Below are 16,913 nucleotides of genomic sequence, written 5' to 3'. Positions count from 1 at the left end.
GATTGTGGAACAGGCATCTTGCCTGTTGCTAAAAATCTTGTTGACAAAAGAAATAATTCCAATAAAAGCGATCCAAAATCACCAAAATATAGTAAAATAGTAGATTGTGATTAATCTAAGGATATCAACAGATTATGGCTAAGAAGAGCATGGTCGAGCGCGAGAAAAAGCGCCAAAGACTCGTAGACAAGTACGCCGACAAGCGGGAAGACCTGAAAGACCAGTTTGACCAAGCTAACAATCAGATGGACAAAATGGCGATTCACCGCCAACTACAACAGCTACCCCGCAGCAGTTCGCGGACTCGCTTGCGGAACCGCTGCTGGGCAACTGGACGGCCCAGAGGTTACTATCGTGACTTCGGACTGTCTCGCAACATGATGCGAGAAATGGCTCACGAAGGTCTTTTGCCGGGTGTTGTGAAGTCTAGCTGGTAGCACGAGAAAGAAGGCACGACACGGATGATGACACGGATACACGGATGATGTTTTTCTGAAATTGTCGTGTTTCTGGAGATTTATTCTAAAGAAAAAGGAAGAAGGAAGAAGGAAAAAAAACTTATAAATAATCGGCAAGATTATGTTTGGGGTTGATTCTTGTTTCAGACTTATGAGTTAAATTTTCCTCCTTCTTGCTTCACTGGCCACAGCATTTATCGATGCCGAGACTATCGAGTAACAAGTCGCTGACGGCGTTGGCGATCGCAAATTCGCCGTAGAAGCTTTTAGAAAAATCATAGGCCTGCATTTCGGTGACGATCGCAATTACGAGGCTGCCCACGTCATTTTCGCCTTCCATGCGCTGGCGGACATAGATTTGGGCAGCTCTTTTAGCTATTTGCTGGTTGGCTGCTTCTGGGATAAACTCGGAGTCTAGCCATGCCAGCAGCGTTTGTTGGAGCCATTGGCCTTCTTGTTCGGGGTTTTTGGCGGGCGGTAAGGTAATAGGTTCGATGGTTTCAGACATGATTATTCCTAATTGCTAATGTTGACTTTGAAAAGTTAACTGAGAAATGACAACTGATAAATATATGCAATATGATATACCGACAATTATACAAGGATACGCGCAAGGCTATTTCTTGATGGCAAATGACGGCGAGGAAAGTTTGGGGTGGTATTCGAGCCGTCAGCGGGCGCTGATTCCCCTGGATGAAAGATTTACCTATCCGAAATCCCTGCGTCGCCAAATCAATCAAAATCGATTTTCGGTGGCTGTGAACCGCGATTTTGGGGCGGTGGTTGAGGGTTGTGCCGATCGCGAAACGACTTGGATTTCTAAGGAACTCAAGAAGATTTACTGGGGTTTGTATGAGGCCGGTTGGGCTTACAGCTTCGAGACTTGGTGCGGGGACGAGTTGGCGGGCGGTATTCTCGGATTGTCGATCGGCGGTGCGTTTATTGGGGAGTCGATGTTTTACCGAATTCCCGAGGGTTCTAAGGTGGCGATGGTGAAGTTGGTGGAGAGATTGCGCGATCGATCTTATCTGATGTTCGACGCTCAAATGAACAATCCGCACTTGGAAAGATTCGGCGCTTATACTGTTAAGGAAAAACTGTACAACACTCTTTTGCAAGCAGCTTTGAAGCGCCGCTGCACGCTATTTTGAATATTAGGTCATTCTGGAAAAGGCAGTGCCGTTTCCGACCCCAGTAGCTGCTTCAAACAATAGTATAATTAAGCTCAGATACTTCTCGGAGACAACCACAATGCAAGTCACAACCGAAGAAATTATTTATCCATCCAGCGACGGTCAACCAATGGCAGAAAGCACCATTCAATACCAATTAATTGTCAAAATTAAAGAAGGTTGCGAATCGCTGTTTAAGAATGACCCAAACGTTTTTGCAGCAGCCGATTTACTCTGGTATCCGGTTGAGGGCAGACCCGATATTTCTCAAGCACCTGATACGATGGTGGTGTTTGGCAGACCAAAGGGCGATCGGCCTTCTTACATACAATATCGAGAGGACAATATTGCTCCTCAAGTCGTCTTTGAGATTCGCTCCCATAACGACCGCCAAACCAAAATGAATAAGAAACTTTCATTTTACCAGCGTCATGGAGTTGAGGAGTATTACCTTTACGATCCCGAAAGAAATGAATTAGAAGGCTGGCAAAGAATTGAGGGAATCTTAGAAGTAATTGAACCGATGGAGGGATGGATAAGTCCAAGATTGGGAGTGCGGTTTGAGTTGGGTTCGGAAGGGTTAGAAATTTATCGACCTGATGGACAAAAGTTTCTTTCCTATTCCGAATTAGATGAACAGCGAGAAGTAGAGCGACGGCGCGCCGAACAAGAATTTCAGCGCGCAGAAGAAGCCTCGCAGCGGGCCGAACAAGAAGCTCAAAAAGCGGAACGTTTAGCCGCCAAACTGCGCGAATTGAACATCGATCCTGATAGCATCTAAGCTCGAACTAGGAGAATAAACCCGGTTTGTCAAAGAAATCGGGTTTCTGGGGATGGCAGTTATTTACTTTTTTCAGGGCGAACGGGGATATTTGGCCGATCGCCCTGCACTCAAACCCTATATACTACAATATATAATACAGAGATTTGAGCCAAAATCCTTGGAGCTCAGAAAAAGCAGAATCGAAGCCCCTTGAATGTGTAAAAATACTGAAGCAAACATTACTAAACCCTGCACGGAGCAATTATTGTGGATTCCAGATATAACCCCCAATCCATAGAAGAAAAATGGCAGCAGACATGGGCTGAGCAAAACTTAGACCAGATGCCAGAAGATACCCAAAAGCCTAAATTTTATGCCTTATCCATGTTTCCCTACCCGTCGGGAAACCTGCACATGGGCCACGTCCGCAACTACACAATCATCGATGTAATTGCCAGACTCAAGCGAATGCAAGGTTATCGGGTATTGAATCCGATGGGGTGGGACGCTTTTGGTTTACCCGCAGAAAATGCCGCCATCGAGCGCGGAATTCCCCCGGCAAAATGGACGTATGAAAATATTGCCCAAATGAAAGGCTTATTTCGCCGTCTCGGCATTTCCTTTGATTGGACAAAAGAAGTTACAACTTGTTCTCCCGATTATTATCGGTGGACTCAATGGATTTTCTTACAATTTTTAGAAGCAGGATTAGCATATCAAAAAGAAGCCGCAGTTAATTGGGACCCCATAGATCAAACAGTCTTAGCAAACGAACAAGTAGATAACGAAGGTCGTTCCTGGCGTTCCGGTGCCAAAGTCGAGCGCAAATTATTGCGGCAGTGGTTCCTCAAAATTACCGATTACGCCGAACAGTTATTAAACGACTTAGACAAATTGCCAGATTGGCCAGAAAGAGTCAAATTAATGCAAGCCAACTGGATCGGCAAATCAGTCGGCGCTTACTTAGAATTTCCGATTGTCGGAATGGATGAAAAAATCGCCGTTTTCACCACACGTCCCGATACAGTTTACGGCGTCAGTTACCTTGTTTTAGCGCCGGAACATCCACTAACTCAGCGCGTGACAACCGCAGACAGAAAAGCCGCCGTAGAAACCTTCATCAAAGAAGTTGCCGCCCAAAGCGAGATCGATCGCACAGCCGAAGACAAACCAAAGCGGGGCATCCCCACTGGCGGCAAAGCAATCAATCCTTTCAACGGCGAAGAAATCCCCATTTGGATTGCCGATTATGTGCTGTACGAATACGGCACCGGCGCAGTCATGGGAGTACCAGCCCACGACACACGAGATTTCAAATTTGCCACTCAATATCAACTGCCAATTAAAGTAGTAATTGTGGATGATGATGAAGTTCCGCTGACGGAAGCTTACACCGAACCAGGAATTATGATTAATTCCGAAAGCTTCAACGGCATGGATTCAATTAAAGGCAAAGCAGCCATAATTAAATATGCCGAAGATGCAGGTTGCGGCAAAGCGCGAGTGCAATACCGCTTGAGAGATTGGTTAATTTCCAGACAGCGTTATTGGGGCGCTCCGATTCCCGTAATTCACTGTCCCACCTGCGGAACAGTCCCCGTCCCCGCATCGGATTTGCCCGTATTGTTGCCGGAAAATGTAGAATTTACGGGCAAAGGTTCGCCCTTGGCAAAGATGGAAGAATGGGTAAACGTTCCTTGTCCGAGTTGCGGCACTGCGGCGAAGCGGGAAACAGACACGATGGATACTTTTATCGATTCTTCGTGGTATTTCTTGCGCTATCCCGATGCTCAAAATCAAGAGCAAGTCTTCGATACGGCGAAGACAAATGATTGGATGCCAGTAGATCAATATGTGGGCGGCATCGAACACGCAATCTTGCACTTGCTGTATTCGCGGTTCTTTACCAAGGTTTTGCGCGATCGGGGTTTGATCAATTGTGACGAACCATTTAAACGCCTGTTAACTCAAGGCATGGTGCAAGCAATGGCCTATAAAAATCCTGTTACTGGCAAATACGTTCCCCCAGCAGATATAGACCCCGCCAATCCCAAAGATCCTCAAACTGGCGAAGCTTTGGAAGTCTTCTACGAGAAGATGTCCAAATCAAAATACAATGGTGTTGACCCCTTGCAAGTTATGGGCAAATATGGGGTAGATACGGCGCGGATGTTTATTTTATTCAAAGCGCCGCCAGAGAAAGATTTGGAGTGGGACGACGCTGATGTGGAAGGGCAATTTCGCTTTTTAAATCGCGTTTGGCGCGTGGTTACAGAGTTTGGCTCACCCCCCCCAGCCCCCCCTTGCGAAGGGGGGGAGAAAGAGGTTTTAAGTAAACCTGAGAAGGATTTGCGGCGGGCAATTCACACTGCAATTAAGGAAGTGAGCGACGATTTGGAGGGTGATTATCAGTTCAATACTGCAGTTTCTGAAATGATGAAACTCAGCAATGCTTTGAATGATGCTAAATGTAAAGATTCGCCAATTTATGCAGAAGGAATTAACACTTTGATTCGCTTGTTAGCGCCTTTTGCGCCGCATATTGCTGATGAATTGTGGCACAATACTGGTAACAGTGAATCGGTACATACGCAAACGTGGCCGAGTGTGGATGCTTCTGCCTTAATTACCGATGAAATTACGCTGGTAATTCAAGTTATGGGCAAGACTCGCGGCACAATTCAAGTGCCTTCTGGCGCTGATAAAGCTGCTTTGGAAAAGTTTGCTCGCGAGTCGGAATTAGCCAAGCGTCACCTGGAAGGTAAGGAGATTAAAAAGGTAATTGTGGTGCCAGGAAAGTTGGTTAATTTCGTGGTAGCTTGAGTGTAAAAGTCGCTACCTGTAGGCAACGTATCGTTTCTACACAAACACAACCTAATCCCCTTTAAACACTATCGGGCAACTATTATTTACTGTAAGAGTAGACAAGTTGCCCTTTTTTTACTAGCTTTAAGGGAATTTTAGGATTGTTTAGCGGCTCGTTTTTTAGCCTGACCTTTTCTTCCCATTCTTTAAATTTAGGTTCCAGCATTTCCGGTGTAAGTTTATAAATCTCTTTGAGAGTTATGCCTTCATACAGTCCAATATACCAAGCTTCTACTCTGCGATATTTGTCAAGTATAATTTCATTCAAATGATGGTGAGTAGTGACCCCACCGCTTCTATTGAGAGCAACATTTATTGTTTTAAGTTCGTATTCTTTTCCTTCAGCATCAATAGCATCGTTTCCTTCACCTCCAGGCGATATCCGCAGCCCTAAAAGGATTAATAACTGTAAAGTCTTTCCCCCGTTATCTTGAAAAATATCCGCAATACCATATTCACTAGCCAGATTTTGCAATTCTTGGATGCTTTTCATAGCATTTTCTAGCCGTTTAGCATCTGAAATGCGTTCTGCTTCCGTGGTAACAGCCTCTTCAACAGGTTCTACAACTGACGGAGAAACTGGTTCAGCTATTAGGGTGTTAATGAGAGCTGTACTCTCGCCGCTTTGGCTAAAACTGATTAAATAAGTAGCGGGTACATCGAGCGCTTCAGCTAGAGCGAAAATAACTTCAAAGGATGGCGATCTTTCACCGCGTTCCAATAAGCTGATATAGTCAGTAGTCTTGTCTATGAGTTCTGCTAACTCGTCCTGTGTCATCCTTTTTTCTCTGCGTAACTGACTTACCTTGGCCGCAAATTGTTGTCTGGCTTCTTTGTAATTCATACCCCTCACAATTGATAAAAACGAACTTTCAGTTCGCTTTTTGCATGGTACGAAGAAGTTATACACAACACAACGTACTGAAAGTACGGATTTACTAGGACTGAAAGTACGGATTTTGATAGAATGACAGTAGGCTGTGTCTGTTGTACCTTAAGCTAATCTAAATTAAGCATGAGTAACATTTTGCCCGCCCCAATTTACACCACCCAATACGGTCAATCTTATTTGGGAGATTCTCTTCATCTCCTGAATAGTCTTGCTAGCAATTCTGTAGATTTGGTGATTACATCCCCTCCTTTTGCATTGCAACGCCAAAAGAGTTATGGAAATCAAGATCAAGATTTATATGTTGATTGGCTGCTGGGTTTTGCTCCAGAAATTAAAAGAGTTCTTAAGGATACTGGAAGTTTTGTTATAGACCTTGGAGGTGCTTATCAAAAAGGGATACCTGTACGCTCGCTGTATAATTACCGCGTACTTATTAGGTTATGTGACGAATATGAATTTAAACTTGCTCAAGAGTTTTTCTGGTTTAATCCTTCAAAACTTCCATCTCCTATAGAGTGGGTGAATAAAAAGAAAATCCGGGCAAAAGATTCTGTGAATACTGTTTGGTGGCTTTCCAAAACAAATCACCCTCAAGCGAATATTACTAAAGTCAAAGTAGAGTATTCTGAGAGAATGAAAAAACTTTTGAAAAATGCTGATGAATTTTACACGCCCAAAGAACGTCCTTCCGGTCACAATATTAGCGATCGATTTGCCAAAGATAATGGAGGTGCTATTCCATCTAATTTGCTAGAAATTTCTAATTCGGAAAGTAATTCTCAATACTTGCGTTGGTGCAAAGAGTTTAATGTTAAGGCGCATCCGGCACGTTTCCCCCAAAAATTACCGACATTTTTTATCAATTTTCTTACTGAACCGCGAGACTTGGTAGTAGATATTTTTTCGGGTTCTAATACTACGGGTTATGCAGCAGAACAATTGTCAAGAAACTGGATAAGCTTTGAAAAAGAAAAACAATATGTTGCTGCATCAATATTTAGATTTTTGCCTCAAGAATCTTTTTGGCAAGCGGATACAATATACAACCAATTGTTAACTGAGGAAGCATCAGGATTGATTTTACCTCAAAATAGGCTACTTTTTGAAGTTAATAATTATTGTTTTTAATTGCGCTAAACAGTCAAACTTTTATTTCAGATATGAAACAGTCTATTGAAATCGCTTCTACACGAACAATTCTCCAGCAGAGAGGGACTGAAAGAGATAATTTTAATTGTTAGTTTCAAAAAGCAATTGCACGATCGCTCCGCATTCCAATTTTAATACAGATTGAGCGCTGCCGCCATTAACGGCAATTTCTACCCAACCGTCAGAACCAGTTATGGCAATTAAATCGCCCGGTTCGGTGTCGCTGTAGGTTTTACCGCTGGGGATGCGAATTGCATCAGAACTATTGCTAATTGTCAATGACCAATTGTTACCTATAATGCAATTATTGGGGATATTAGTAATTAGGTTGCCAAAGCGATCGACATATTGAACACAGCCTTCTATACCTGTGGCTGTAACGGCACAATTTGGTATCTCTAACTCTACTAAACTTGCAGGGTCGATCGCCCCTCCCAACTCTTCCAACGCCACCCCGTTCGCCAAGTGAGCACCCGCTGCAGCAAAAATATCGCGACCGTGAAAAGTGCTGCTGGGTTGAGGCGTGCGCCAGTATTGAGAATTCGTGAGTTCGACAGAGGCGATCGCACTTTCCCGACTCAACACCCCGCTAAACAACCCGTTATCCGGCCCGACAAGAAAGCAATTAGCACATTTAATCGCAACCGGGCGTCTCTTGCTTCCCACCCCCGGATCGACGACAGCAACGTGTACGGTTTCCGACGGAAAATAAGCAAAAGCAGTCATCAAACAAAACCTCGCAGCCGCAATATTTTGAGATGGTATTTGGTGCGTAATGTCAATGACTTTTAACTGCGGGTTAATTTGGGCGATCGCACCTTTCATCACTCCCACATAAACATCGCTTAATCCAAAATCCGTCAGCAGAGTTATAATTCTATTTTTAGACATATATCCAAAGGTAAGAATATGGTATCACAATGGGAAAACTTTCTGCAAAACTTGGGAGAATGGCACGGTTCCTTTACCCAGTTATCCCCGCGAGGAGAGGTACTTCAAGATACTCCTAGTATTATTTCTCTTGAAGGTTTCAATGACAACAAAACTGTGCGATTGAAACTCCGTCGCTTTTCCCCAAATCCTAGCGGTGTCGGCGAACCGGAAGTGAGCGAACTTATTCGAGAGTATCAAGCTTTGGGACGAGATATCCTATTTTTTGAGAATGGAGCTTTTTCTCAGGGTACTATTCAACTAGCGCCTTTTTCTGAGTGCGGTGCTGAGTTTGGTTTTATCTACAATTATCGTCGGTTGCGCTTCCCTGTGACATACAATACCGACGGCAATTTATCAAACCTTACCTTAATTCGGGAAAAACAGCCGGATAAAAATGTCCCTGAACGTCCGCCTTTAACTGTTGAGGCTTTGCTGGGAGAGTGGCAGGGCGAGGCGGTGACAATGTATCCAGATTGGCGTTCTCCTGATTCCTATTCTACCAATTTACAATTGCATTTGGAAAGTAGCGATCGCCTAGTGCACAAAATCACTTTTGGCAGTAATGCTAGTGTTATCACTTCTAGCGCCCGCATTGACGGTTCAGTTCTGCACTTTAACGAAGGTGCTTTGCCCGTGCAAGTTGTGCTGCTTCCTGACGGTGGTTCTTGCACTTTACCTGTCAAGATTGAACCCAGAAAACCTATATTTTTCGAGGCAGGTTGGTTGGTAGAACCTGACTTGCGGTTTCGGATGATTCGCAGTTACAACGATCGGGGTGAATGGGTAAGTTTGACTTTAGTTAAAGAACGAAAAATTAGTCATTAGTAATTTAGTCATTAGTCATTAGTCATTAGTTAGTAGGGGCGGGTTTTACCCTAAATATTTATAGGTAAATCAGGAAATAGATAAACCCGCCCTTTGGATTTGATGCTCTTCCAGTCCACTTTACGGCGGAGGAAAGTTTATGTAGCAGCTAATTTTATTTGCGGGACTTTGTTTCCTGGGTTTGCGATTGAATCACCGCACTCCAATCATCATTGTTAACAGCCGCTTCCAAATCCTTAGCGCGTTCGCCGTCATTTTTGGCTGCTGTTTCTAACTCTTTGGTAAGACTAGAATCTGCCATTGCTTTACGCAATTTCAGCTTCTTTTCCTCATAAGCTTTTTGTTCTTCTGCAGACATAGCAGCGCGCGCTGCTTGACCTACCGTAGCCGCCCACATTTCGCTGTCAGCAACGTTCCCAGGCGGAATGCTGCCAATTTCTGCTATCCAAGCATCCCGCAAACTTTCCATTTCTTCCCGCTTCGGGAATTTGAAAGTTTGCACCCGCAGGAAAGCGCAATTTTCGACGCCGTTTTGGGCGATGTGACCGTTGATTGAAAGCAGGATATTTCGCGAATAACCGATAAACTGAGTGTTGCGGGAAGTGTCCATTACAGCGTACACGCCGGCGACTTTCGCGTTAGTTGCCAAATCGCGCCAGGTATCGATCGACATTACTTGCGTGCCGTCATTTTCTAATGCCGCAGTTGCAGCAACGGCGTTGTGTTCTGAGTCGGAACTGTATAAAAAGTTGTGCAGTCCTTCATGGGCGACAGGTACGTTTTGATGTTCAATTGCTACGTCTCGATCGGCATTCACTTGATTAGCTTCCATTAAACTCAATTCCTCAAAAAATGTCAACTTTACTCATTAAATCTCACTTTCAAGGGCGGGTTTTCCAACCCACCCCACAATAAAGTTCTAGTGGAACAGGCCGGAAAGCCTGTTCTATTGTTTTTTTGCCCTGATATACTTAACTTACGGCAATTTGTTGCAATTCCTCGTCAGTCAATTTAACTTCGAGCGCCTGCACAGAGTCCTCAATACTCGATACTTTGGTCGCACCGGGAATCGGAACGACGCAAGGCGATTGAGCCATCAACCAAGCTAATACTATACAGTAAACTGAAACGTTTTTTTCTGCTGCTAATTTGGCGATCGCGGGCATATCTTGCAAGCTGGTGACGCGGCGGCTTCCTCCCAAAGGGCTCCAAGGAAAAAATGTCAGTTTTTCGGTTTCGCAATATTCCAGAACGCCGTCTGATTCCGGCTGTCTGTGCCACGGATTATATTGATTCTGCACGGAGACAACTTCTACTGTATCGCGGGCACGTTTGATCTGCTCTACAGAAAAGTTGGACACTCCAATAAATCGAATCATTCCGGCTTCTACTGCTTCTTTTGCGGGTGCTAGGGCTGCTTCGATGGTATAAGCGGGATCGGGCGAGTGATATTGCCAAAGGTCGATCGGTTTCTGGCCGCCCAACGCTTCAAAACTTTCGCGAATTGTCTGGCGCAAATGGTGGGGATTGCCGTTGCGCGTCCATGCACCTTGAGGCCGCATTAAGCCGCCTTTAGTGGCGACAGTAACGGCCCGAGTATCTCCGGTGTACTGTTCCAAAGCTTTGGCAATCAGTTGCTCATTGTGGTGTTTGTCGGATTCATCTTGGCAGTAGGAATCTGCGGTGTCAATTAGGGTGACACCCAAATCGAGGGCGCGGTGAATTACCGCAATTGATTGATCTTCGGGCGGCCGGCTGCTTAAGGACATTGGCATACCTCCAAGACCGATCGCGCTGATAGTAAAATTACTGTTACCCAGTTTTTTTCTTTTCATTGATTTGCCTTCGTTTGCGTGGTTTATTTACTGTTGAGATTTCAACTATCTAAGGATATGTTTAAATTTTACATTTTTTTAAAGTATATAAGTAGATAGGAAAAAAATATTTGGTAGAGATTTGTAATAGCGGGTAAGGCAAGGAACTTTTGTAGAAGCGAGTTAACCGTTTCACGCACACGCCCCCCCACGCGATATTTATGTGTACCTAGCTAATTAACTAGCTGGAAGCGCTGGTGTAAAAGCGGAGTGCAAATTGCCAGAAGTAGCGGGAAGCTAACAAAAGTCCGATCGCCAATATTCCCGCCCCTGCGATCCAAACGATTTCACCTCTCCCCAGCATGGCTTCTGCAGGCACAGTCGTCAAGAAGGCAACGGGAACTACGAAAGTGAAGAAAAATCGATAAGCTGCGGGATAAGCTGCCATTGGAAATCTACCCGCTTCTAACAATCCTTCGAGAACTTCGGTAACATTGTAAATTTTGACAAACCAAATGCTGGTTGCCCCTAACATAAACCATATACTGTAAAGAGTAATAGTTCCGAATAACAGCGGTATTGCTGTTAAAAAATAGTTGCCGATTGCTACTCCCAATTTGTTAGCAGCATACAGCAGCAACACGGTGCCCAAGATTAAATCTGGGATTCCCCAAGGCGAAACTGTGTTTGCAGATAGCCAGAATTGGGAACTGATGGGTTTGAGGAGTACGAAATCGAGAGTACCTTGCTGCACTCGATCGACAATACGGCTGAGGTTAGGTGCTAGAAACGTTGACGAAAACCCCTGCAAAATCGTGAAAATACCGAGTACAACTAAAGCCTCTTCCCATGAATAGCCCGAAAACGTGTAACCGGTACGGTAGAACAAAAACAGCCCAAACAAGCTGCCCGCAAGATTTCCGAGGCTGCTGATGGCCGCGAGGATAAAGTTGATTCGGTATTCTAGTTCCGCGGAGATCGCCGCACCCCAGAACAATTTCACTACGTGCAAATATCGTCCCATGTTTGTCGCCATTTTTTGCCGTGTAAATACTTAAATTCCCATATTGTAAAGCTTGTGTGAAGTTAACTGCTGTACTGGCTGCTCATTTCACTATAAAAATAAATTATAGATACCGCTTATTTAAGTAGTTTTACTGAGACCACGTATTAAGTTATTTAACCAATTTTAAACACAAATTACAATTATTAATAAAAGTCAATCTTAAGCTCATATACTTTGGCAATTTTTAAGCCAACTTCATTTTTTCACAGAAAATATCGCTCGATTGATTATAAATACTAATATGTTACAAGTTTTAATATTATAAATATTTGACAAACATCTAGCCATAGCCAAACCGAACACTTAGGATGGGGCATACCTACTCAAAAGGAATACGTAATCAGGAATACGTAATTATACGCACAAAAGAGGGATCGAGGAATTGACCTAGCTAACAACACGTAAGGAAAAAAAGACATGGATGCTTTAACATTATCGAGACTGGGCGTCAAGCACACCAAGAGTGCAGTGGCCGAATCGCTGCGGATCAATACAGGATACGACGTGACAAGCCCAGTCACTTTTTACGGGATTGTCAACGAGCGCTGCAATGTTAAATGCCGCCAGTGCGAGTATTGGCGACTCAAAGAATATAAAGACGAAATGACGATCGAAGAATGGCAAAATGCCCTCTTGAGCGTCAAAGAATTTGTGGGCGAATTTTCAATCAACTTTAGCGGCGGCGAACCTTATATTAAAAAAGGTTTTCTAGACTTGCTGGCCTTTGCCAATAAAAATGGCATTCACGCCGGCGTCACCACCAACGGCTATTGCATGACCAGGGAAAACGCAGCCAAAACTGTCGCTGCTCGTCCTTTTAATGTGAATATGTCAGTTGACGGGCCGAATGCAGAACTGCACGATTATTTGCGAGGTCAACCGGGATTGTTCGATCGGCTTTCTAAAGGAATCGGTTATCTGCGCGAAGAACAAGAAAAACAGAACGTCCTGTTTCCGATCAACGTCAAACCGACGATGAACCGACTCAATTTCCGCCACCTCCCGGAAATAGTCACCTGGGCTCAGGGAATTGGGGCGACGACGGTGAACTTCCAACCCGTCAACCGCTGGACGCCAGAAACATACGAGGAATTGTGGATTGAAAAAGAAGACATGGAGGAATTTTCACAGGTAATCGAGCGCCTAATTGAAATGAAGAAGAACGGTGCTCCGATTATGAACAGCGATGAAGTGTTGCGATTGATGATTCCTCACTTTGCGGAAGAAAAAGCTCCTGATTCAACTCGTCCTTGTCGCGTTGGACTGCGAAATTACTGGATAGATACGCGCGGCGATGTGAAATTGTGCGATGAGTTTCCGGTGATTGGCAATGTGAAAAGCGCCAGCGCCAGCGAGATTTGGTACGGCCAAAAAGCTCAGGAAGTCCGCCGCGATACTTTGAATTGCGGCAAGCTTTGTCTGATTACTTGTGTCTCGCAAAAGACGATTTTGGACAAGGTGAAAATGGGGATGAAGTTATTAAACAATTGAGGTTTGAGCTGTGTTAATATCGCTTGTACTCCTAGTAGCCGGGTTTGATCAGAAACCCGGTTTTTTGTTTATTTGTCTTCGTTATTGCTGTCGATTTCCATTTGTTCTCGATCGCGCTCTTCCTGATCTTGTTCCTTTTGCTTGTATAATTCATTTGTTCGCGATCGCGCTGACGTTCCCTCTCTTCTTCCGGTTCAATTCCACCTGTTCGATTTCCAACATCCCGCAAATTGTGGATGTTGTCTGCTGGAACAAATCTTGAGTAGCAATCAGGTAGTTTAAGAATTTTTCAACTTGGCTTTTATATTTGCGCGATCACAAACTCAGGAACTTCAGCAAAAACACCAGTTGTCGCCTTCAATGGAAAAACTTTTGATTTTAGGATTACTTTCGATATAAGAATTTTTCGCATTAATATCAGCAATATTGCTGTATCCTGGCAAATGCTGCAATTATTTAGCACAATCAAATATTGGGGTTCTGATTTCAACTAACAATTGCTTTAACTTCGCGAGTTAAATTTATCGATTTGGTTCCGCTTCTATTTGAGTGAATTCTGGCAGCTTTCTTTCTAATTCGCTGGCTATTTGCTGGCATCGGCGATAGCCATTTTCAGGCCAAAAAGAGCGATAGCCTGCGCGTTGAGAAAAAGACATAAAGTGCGATCGCCCAACGACAGCTTCGATGGAATACTCAATAGCCGCCGCGCGGGTAATGAGGGCGATGCGGATGCGATCGGGTAGGTAAGCGAGGATGGATTGAGCGTCAGCAGCAGATAATTTCTCTAGATTAGTAGTTTGCATGGATCTACCTCTCGGTCGGAATTTGGCGGGCTGCTTGCGGTAGTCCGTCGGTCATGAAGATTGGGAGCGATCACAACTGAGCGCTGCTCATCTCAAGGATGCTATTATAGATTAACAGTTACTATGTCTTTATAGGTAAATGACATGAACGCTAAAGAATTGCTCATTAAAGAAGTGGAGAATATTCCAGAATTTATATTAGAAGAAGTTTGGGATTTTCTGCAATTCCTCAAAGCCAAGTATGATAAAGATAAGTTAGAAGCAAGCCTGCTCAGTGAATCTTCTTTGCAAAAAGACTGGTTAAGATTAGAGGAGGATGAAGCATGGCAGAATTTGTAAAAGGTGATGTGATAGTGGTTCCTTTCCCATTTTCAGATTTAACACAAGCCAAGCGCCGACCGGCTTTAGTCATAGCAACTTTGGCAGGAGACGATCTAATTCTTTGTCAGATTACTAGCCAGACGCTCGCCGATCGCTATGCTATTACCCTTGAAAGTAGTGATTTTAGCGAGGGCGGACTTAACCAAACGAGCAACATTAGACCTAATCGCTTGTTTACCGCTGACCAATAAATTATACTTTATAAAGCTGGTAAGCTGAAACCTGAGAAGTTGAACGAGGAGATCGCTAAGATAGTTGAAATTATTCACCAGTAATTCTTTATTGTCAACCGTTCCTCAGCTCAAAATGCTGTTTGACTACATTGTGTTGTGCGATCGCCTGCGCGTGGAGAAAAAGAGATAAAGTGCGATCGACCTTTCCAGACCAAAAATGCGATCGCACTCACACTCTCAACCAAATATCGCCCCTCTCATTCCACTCATGGCGATCGCCCCATCACCTATAATTTTAATGAACATCCTGTCCCTCCCTTAAGCAGGGCTGGGGGGACAGGATGGGAGGGGAAACGAGACTTAAAGCGATCGATAAACGCGATAGTTAATTTCAGGGAAAATATTATCAATCTCCTCAACCTTCTCCAACCAACCCGAATCAACTTTCCCTTCTTTCACTTCATCGTACAGCTTGTGAAAGCGCATTAAGTGCGATCGAGTCCGGCGCACCGCATAGGGCACCATCGTCCCTGTACGCATGATAAATGCCCAGTCAGAAGATTGAGCTAGCAGCACTTCCCGCGCCGCCTGGTTCAAAGCGCGCCACTGCAACTCATCCGCAGGTTCCATGCTTCCCAACTCAATCATCCGTTCCGCAGCTTTGTGCAAGTGCGGGTAAATCCAAGCATTGGTATCGTTGAGCCAATACTCGTGGAAACCCCGGAAACCCCAGCTAGACTGAGACGGGCGGCACACTTGCTGAGTCCGATTTCCCCGCAAATAATCGGCTAAGTGCGTCATCTCGTAGGTATTTTGGTCGTACCAACTCTTGCGGAACAGGTAATCTAAGAACCAAGGCCCTTCGTACCACCAGTGACCGAAAAGTTCGGCGTCGTAAGGCGAAACAATAATCGGCGGACGCTGCATAATCCCGTTCAGGTGTTCGACTTGCCGTTCCCGGTTAAAAGCAAAGTTGCTGGCGTGTTCGGCGGCTTTTTCCCTTGCCCAGTAAGGATCGTACAACTGTTTATCGCCTAAACCCAATCCGCGCCCGGTGATTTTGTGATATTTAATCCCGGTATTTTTCCGCTGGCCGTTGGGCATGATGTAGGGCTTAATGTAATCGTAGTCAGCTTCCCAACCCAAATCTTTGTAGAATTCGCGGTATTCGGCCGCGCCGGGATAGCCGACTTCGGAAGACCAAACCTGCTGCGAGGATTCGTGATCCCGGCCGAAGGCTGCGACTCCGCATTCGGTGAAAATTGGGGCGTAGCTGCCGTAGCGGGGACGCGGGCGGGCGTAGAGGATGCCGTGACCGTCTGTGAGAAAGTAGCGGAGGCCTGCGTCGGCTAACATCCGCTCTAAGCCTTCATAGTAGGCGCATTCGGGCAGCCAAATGCCTTTTGGCCGGCGGCCGAAGTTTGCTTCGTAGTTGTCGCAAGCTACTTGAATTTGTGCCCAAACTGCTTCGGGGTACATTTTCATCAGCGGTAGGTAGCCGTGGGTGGCACCGCAGGTGATGATTTCGAGGTTGTTGGTGTCTTGGTGTTCTTTGAAGGCTTTGACTAAATCTCGATCGTACTTTTCCCAAAAGTTGCGGACTTGAGAGAAATGGGCGGCGTAATGTTCTGCTAAATAGCGGAGGTGGCCGTTTCCGCTGTTGTGTTCGATTTCGAGATCCGCTAATTCTTCGAGTTTAGCCAAGTGGTCGTCGAAGCGGTCTTGCAGCAAGGGGTCGCGCAGCATTGCCACCAAGGGCGGCGTCATGCTCATGGTAATTTTAAAGTCGATGCCGTCGCGCTTGAGCCCTTCAAAGACTTGCAGCAGGGGAATATAGGTTTCCGCGATCGCCTCAAACAGCCATTCTTCTTCTAAAACGTAGTCGCTTTCGGGGTGGCGAACAAAGGGCAAGTGGGCGTGGAGAACGAGGGCGAGGTAGCCAATAGTCATAATGATTTGGATGCCGTAGTTATTAACTGACGCCTGTTAGGGACAGCTTTAAAATATTTTAAGATTTTATGCTGAAACGGGACTCACAAAATGCCGTGTTTTTTTAACTCCTCGCTCCTGTTGTCCCCCGCTATAACTGTACCCAGTGTCTTCGGTGGGATGAAAGGCAGGGAGATTG

Annotated in this window: 18 protein-coding genes; 10 read left to right on the top strand and 8 right to left on the bottom strand. The window is 44.9% G+C overall.

The genetic code is table 11. From position 1 onward, the window contains the following. Positions 1–134: 134 nt before the first annotated feature. Positions 135–437 (top strand): 30S ribosomal protein S14, encoded by a 303-nt coding sequence (gene rpsN / locus QUB10_RS05635; RefSeq protein ID WP_006633844.1) that lies wholly within the window; start codon positions 135–137, stop codon positions 435–437. Positions 438–636: 199 nt separating this feature from the next. Here the strand turns inward: rpsN and QUB10_RS05630 are convergent, their stop codons facing one another. Next, on the bottom strand, positions 637–966 hold the full coding sequence (locus QUB10_RS05630; RefSeq protein ID WP_332953433.1) for a hypothetical protein: 330 nt from the start codon (positions 964–966) through the stop codon (positions 637–639). Between the two features lie 46 nt (positions 967–1,012). Between QUB10_RS05630 and aat the strand changes: the two genes are divergently transcribed. From aat to leuS, 3 genes are all read left to right on the top strand, one after another. Further along, positions 1,013–1,609, top strand: coding sequence for a leucyl/phenylalanyl-tRNA--protein transferase (gene aat / locus QUB10_RS05625; RefSeq protein ID WP_445300766.1), 597 nt, complete (start codon positions 1,013–1,015; stop codon positions 1,607–1,609). Positions 1,610–1,709: 100 nt separating this feature from the next. Then, the gene (locus QUB10_RS05620; RefSeq protein WP_333200317.1) at positions 1,710–2,411 is read left to right on the top strand and encodes a Uma2 family endonuclease; all 702 of its coding nucleotides are present in this window, start codon (positions 1,710–1,712) and stop codon (positions 2,409–2,411) included. A gap of 249 nt (positions 2,412–2,660) precedes the next feature. After that, a complete protein-coding gene (gene leuS / locus QUB10_RS05615) occupies positions 2,661–5,216 on the top strand; it encodes a leucine--tRNA ligase (protein WP_333200315.1) in 2,556 nt (851 codons plus the stop codon). Positions 5,217–5,298: 82 nt separating this feature from the next. Here the strand turns inward: leuS and QUB10_RS05610 are convergent, their stop codons facing one another. After that, complete coding sequence (locus QUB10_RS05610; RefSeq protein WP_333200313.1) at positions 5,299–6,102, bottom strand: helix-turn-helix domain-containing protein; 804 nt, start codon at positions 6,100–6,102, stop codon at positions 5,299–5,301. Positions 6,103–6,273: 171 nt separating this feature from the next. On the opposite strand from QUB10_RS05610, the gene QUB10_RS05605 reads away from it, so the two are divergent. Further along, complete coding sequence (locus QUB10_RS05605; protein ID WP_333200311.1) at positions 6,274–7,278, top strand: site-specific DNA-methyltransferase; 1,005 nt, start codon at positions 6,274–6,276, stop codon at positions 7,276–7,278. 102 nt (positions 7,279–7,380) lie between these two features. Here the strand turns inward: QUB10_RS05605 and QUB10_RS05600 are convergent, their stop codons facing one another. After that, on the bottom strand, positions 7,381–8,190 hold the full coding sequence (locus tag QUB10_RS05600) for an SAM-dependent chlorinase/fluorinase (RefSeq protein WP_333200309.1): 810 nt from the start codon (positions 8,188–8,190) through the stop codon (positions 7,381–7,383). 18 nt (positions 8,191–8,208) lie between these two features. On the opposite strand from QUB10_RS05600, the gene QUB10_RS05595 reads away from it, so the two are divergent. Next, positions 8,209–9,057 (top strand): DUF3598 family protein, encoded by an 849-nt coding sequence (locus QUB10_RS05595; protein WP_333200308.1) that lies wholly within the window; start codon positions 8,209–8,211, stop codon positions 9,055–9,057. A gap of 154 nt (positions 9,058–9,211) precedes the next feature. On the opposite strand, the gene QUB10_RS05590 is transcribed toward QUB10_RS05595, so the two are convergent. The 3 genes from QUB10_RS05590 to QUB10_RS05580 all read right to left on the bottom strand — a co-directional run bounded on the left by QUB10_RS05590 (position 9,212) and on the right by QUB10_RS05580 (position 11,907). After that, positions 9,212–9,889, bottom strand: a complete 678-nt coding sequence (locus tag QUB10_RS05590) for a GIY-YIG nuclease family protein (protein ID WP_333200305.1) — start codon at positions 9,887–9,889, stop codon at positions 9,212–9,214. Positions 9,890–10,028: 139 nt separating this feature from the next. Beyond that, complete coding sequence (locus QUB10_RS05585; protein ID WP_333200303.1) at positions 10,029–10,892, bottom strand: aldo/keto reductase; 864 nt, start codon at positions 10,890–10,892, stop codon at positions 10,029–10,031. 220 nt (positions 10,893–11,112) lie between these two features. Beyond that, positions 11,113–11,907: an ABC transporter permease gene (locus QUB10_RS05580; protein ID WP_333200301.1), complete on the bottom strand. Its 795-nt coding sequence runs from the start codon at positions 11,905–11,907 to the stop codon at positions 11,113–11,115. 447 nt (positions 11,908–12,354) lie between these two features. On the opposite strand from QUB10_RS05580, the gene QUB10_RS05575 reads away from it, so the two are divergent. Beyond that, the gene (locus QUB10_RS05575; protein WP_333200299.1) at positions 12,355–13,428 is read left to right on the top strand and encodes a radical SAM protein; all 1,074 of its coding nucleotides are present in this window, start codon (positions 12,355–12,357) and stop codon (positions 13,426–13,428) included. Between the two features lie 521 nt (positions 13,429–13,949). Here the strand turns inward: QUB10_RS05575 and QUB10_RS05570 are convergent. Further along, a complete protein-coding gene (locus QUB10_RS05570) occupies positions 13,950–14,231 on the bottom strand; it encodes a hypothetical protein (protein WP_333200297.1) in 282 nt (93 codons plus the stop codon). A 144-nt stretch (positions 14,232–14,375) separates the two neighbouring features. On the opposite strand from QUB10_RS05570, the gene QUB10_RS05565 reads away from it, so the two are divergent. From QUB10_RS05565 to QUB10_RS05555, 3 genes are all read left to right on the top strand, one after another. After that, a complete protein-coding gene (locus tag QUB10_RS05565) occupies positions 14,376–14,570 on the top strand; it encodes a hypothetical protein (protein ID WP_333200295.1) in 195 nt (64 codons plus the stop codon). Next, positions 14,555–14,803, top strand: coding sequence for a type II toxin-antitoxin system PemK/MazF family toxin (locus tag QUB10_RS05560; RefSeq protein WP_333200293.1), 249 nt, complete (start codon positions 14,555–14,557; stop codon positions 14,801–14,803). Before QUB10_RS05565 ends, QUB10_RS05560 begins: the two co-directional genes overlap by 16 nt. 122 nt (positions 14,804–14,925) lie before the next feature. Beyond that, on the top strand, positions 14,926–15,078 hold the full coding sequence (locus QUB10_RS05555; RefSeq protein ID WP_333200291.1) for a hypothetical protein: 153 nt from the start codon (positions 14,926–14,928) through the stop codon (positions 15,076–15,078). Positions 15,079–15,145: 67 nt separating this feature from the next. Here the strand turns inward: QUB10_RS05555 and QUB10_RS05550 are convergent, their stop codons facing one another. Further along, complete coding sequence (locus tag QUB10_RS05550; protein WP_333150938.1) at positions 15,146–16,735, bottom strand: glycoside hydrolase family 57 protein; 1,590 nt, start codon at positions 16,733–16,735, stop codon at positions 15,146–15,148. Between the last annotated feature and the right edge of the window lie 178 nt (positions 16,736–16,913).

Origin of the sequence: Microcoleus sp. B5-D4, from assembly GCF_036705145.1 — a bacterium.
Classification (GTDB): Bacteria; Cyanobacteriota; Cyanobacteriia; order Cyanobacteriales; family Microcoleaceae; genus Microcoleus.
This window is presented reverse-complemented; position numbering and strand designations above follow the sequence as displayed.

Excerpts from the sequence above, each read along its gene's own strand:
- rpsN (WP_006633844.1), top strand. The coding sequence starts at position 135 with ATGGCTAAGAAGAGCATGGTCGAGCGCGAGAAAAAGCGCCAAAGACTC.
- QUB10_RS05630 (WP_332953433.1), bottom strand. The coding sequence starts at position 966 with ATGTCTGAAACCATCGAACCTATTACCTTACCGCCCGCCAAAAACCCC.
- aat (WP_445300766.1), top strand. The coding sequence starts at position 1,013 with ATGACAACTGATAAATATATGCAATATGATATACCGACAATTATACAA.
- QUB10_RS05620 (WP_333200317.1), top strand. The coding sequence starts at position 1,710 with ATGCAAGTCACAACCGAAGAAATTATTTATCCATCCAGCGACGGTCAA.
- QUB10_RS05610 (WP_333200313.1), bottom strand. The coding sequence starts at position 6,102 with ATGAATTACAAAGAAGCCAGACAACAATTTGCGGCCAAGGTAAGTCAG.
- QUB10_RS05605 (WP_333200311.1), top strand. The coding sequence starts at position 6,274 with ATGAGTAACATTTTGCCCGCCCCAATTTACACCACCCAATACGGTCAA.
- QUB10_RS05600 (WP_333200309.1), bottom strand. The coding sequence starts at position 8,190 with ATGTCTAAAAATAGAATTATAACTCTGCTGACGGATTTTGGATTAAGC.
- QUB10_RS05595 (WP_333200308.1), top strand. The coding sequence starts at position 8,209 with ATGGTATCACAATGGGAAAACTTTCTGCAAAACTTGGGAGAATGGCAC.
- QUB10_RS05590 (WP_333200305.1), bottom strand. The coding sequence starts at position 9,889 with ATGGAAGCTAATCAAGTGAATGCCGATCGAGACGTAGCAATTGAACAT.
- QUB10_RS05585 (WP_333200303.1), bottom strand. The coding sequence starts at position 10,892 with ATGAAAAGAAAAAAACTGGGTAACAGTAATTTTACTATCAGCGCGATC.
- QUB10_RS05580 (WP_333200301.1), bottom strand. The coding sequence starts at position 11,907 with ATGGCGACAAACATGGGACGATATTTGCACGTAGTGAAATTGTTCTGG.
- QUB10_RS05575 (WP_333200299.1), top strand. The coding sequence starts at position 12,355 with ATGGATGCTTTAACATTATCGAGACTGGGCGTCAAGCACACCAAGAGT.
- QUB10_RS05570 (WP_333200297.1), bottom strand. The coding sequence starts at position 14,231 with ATGCAAACTACTAATCTAGAGAAATTATCTGCTGCTGACGCTCAATCC.
- QUB10_RS05565 (WP_333200295.1), top strand. The coding sequence starts at position 14,376 with ATGAACGCTAAAGAATTGCTCATTAAAGAAGTGGAGAATATTCCAGAA.
- QUB10_RS05560 (WP_333200293.1), top strand. The coding sequence starts at position 14,555 with ATGGCAGAATTTGTAAAAGGTGATGTGATAGTGGTTCCTTTCCCATTT.
- QUB10_RS05550 (WP_333150938.1), bottom strand. The coding sequence starts at position 16,735 with ATGACTATTGGCTACCTCGCCCTCGTTCTCCACGCCCACTTGCCCTTT.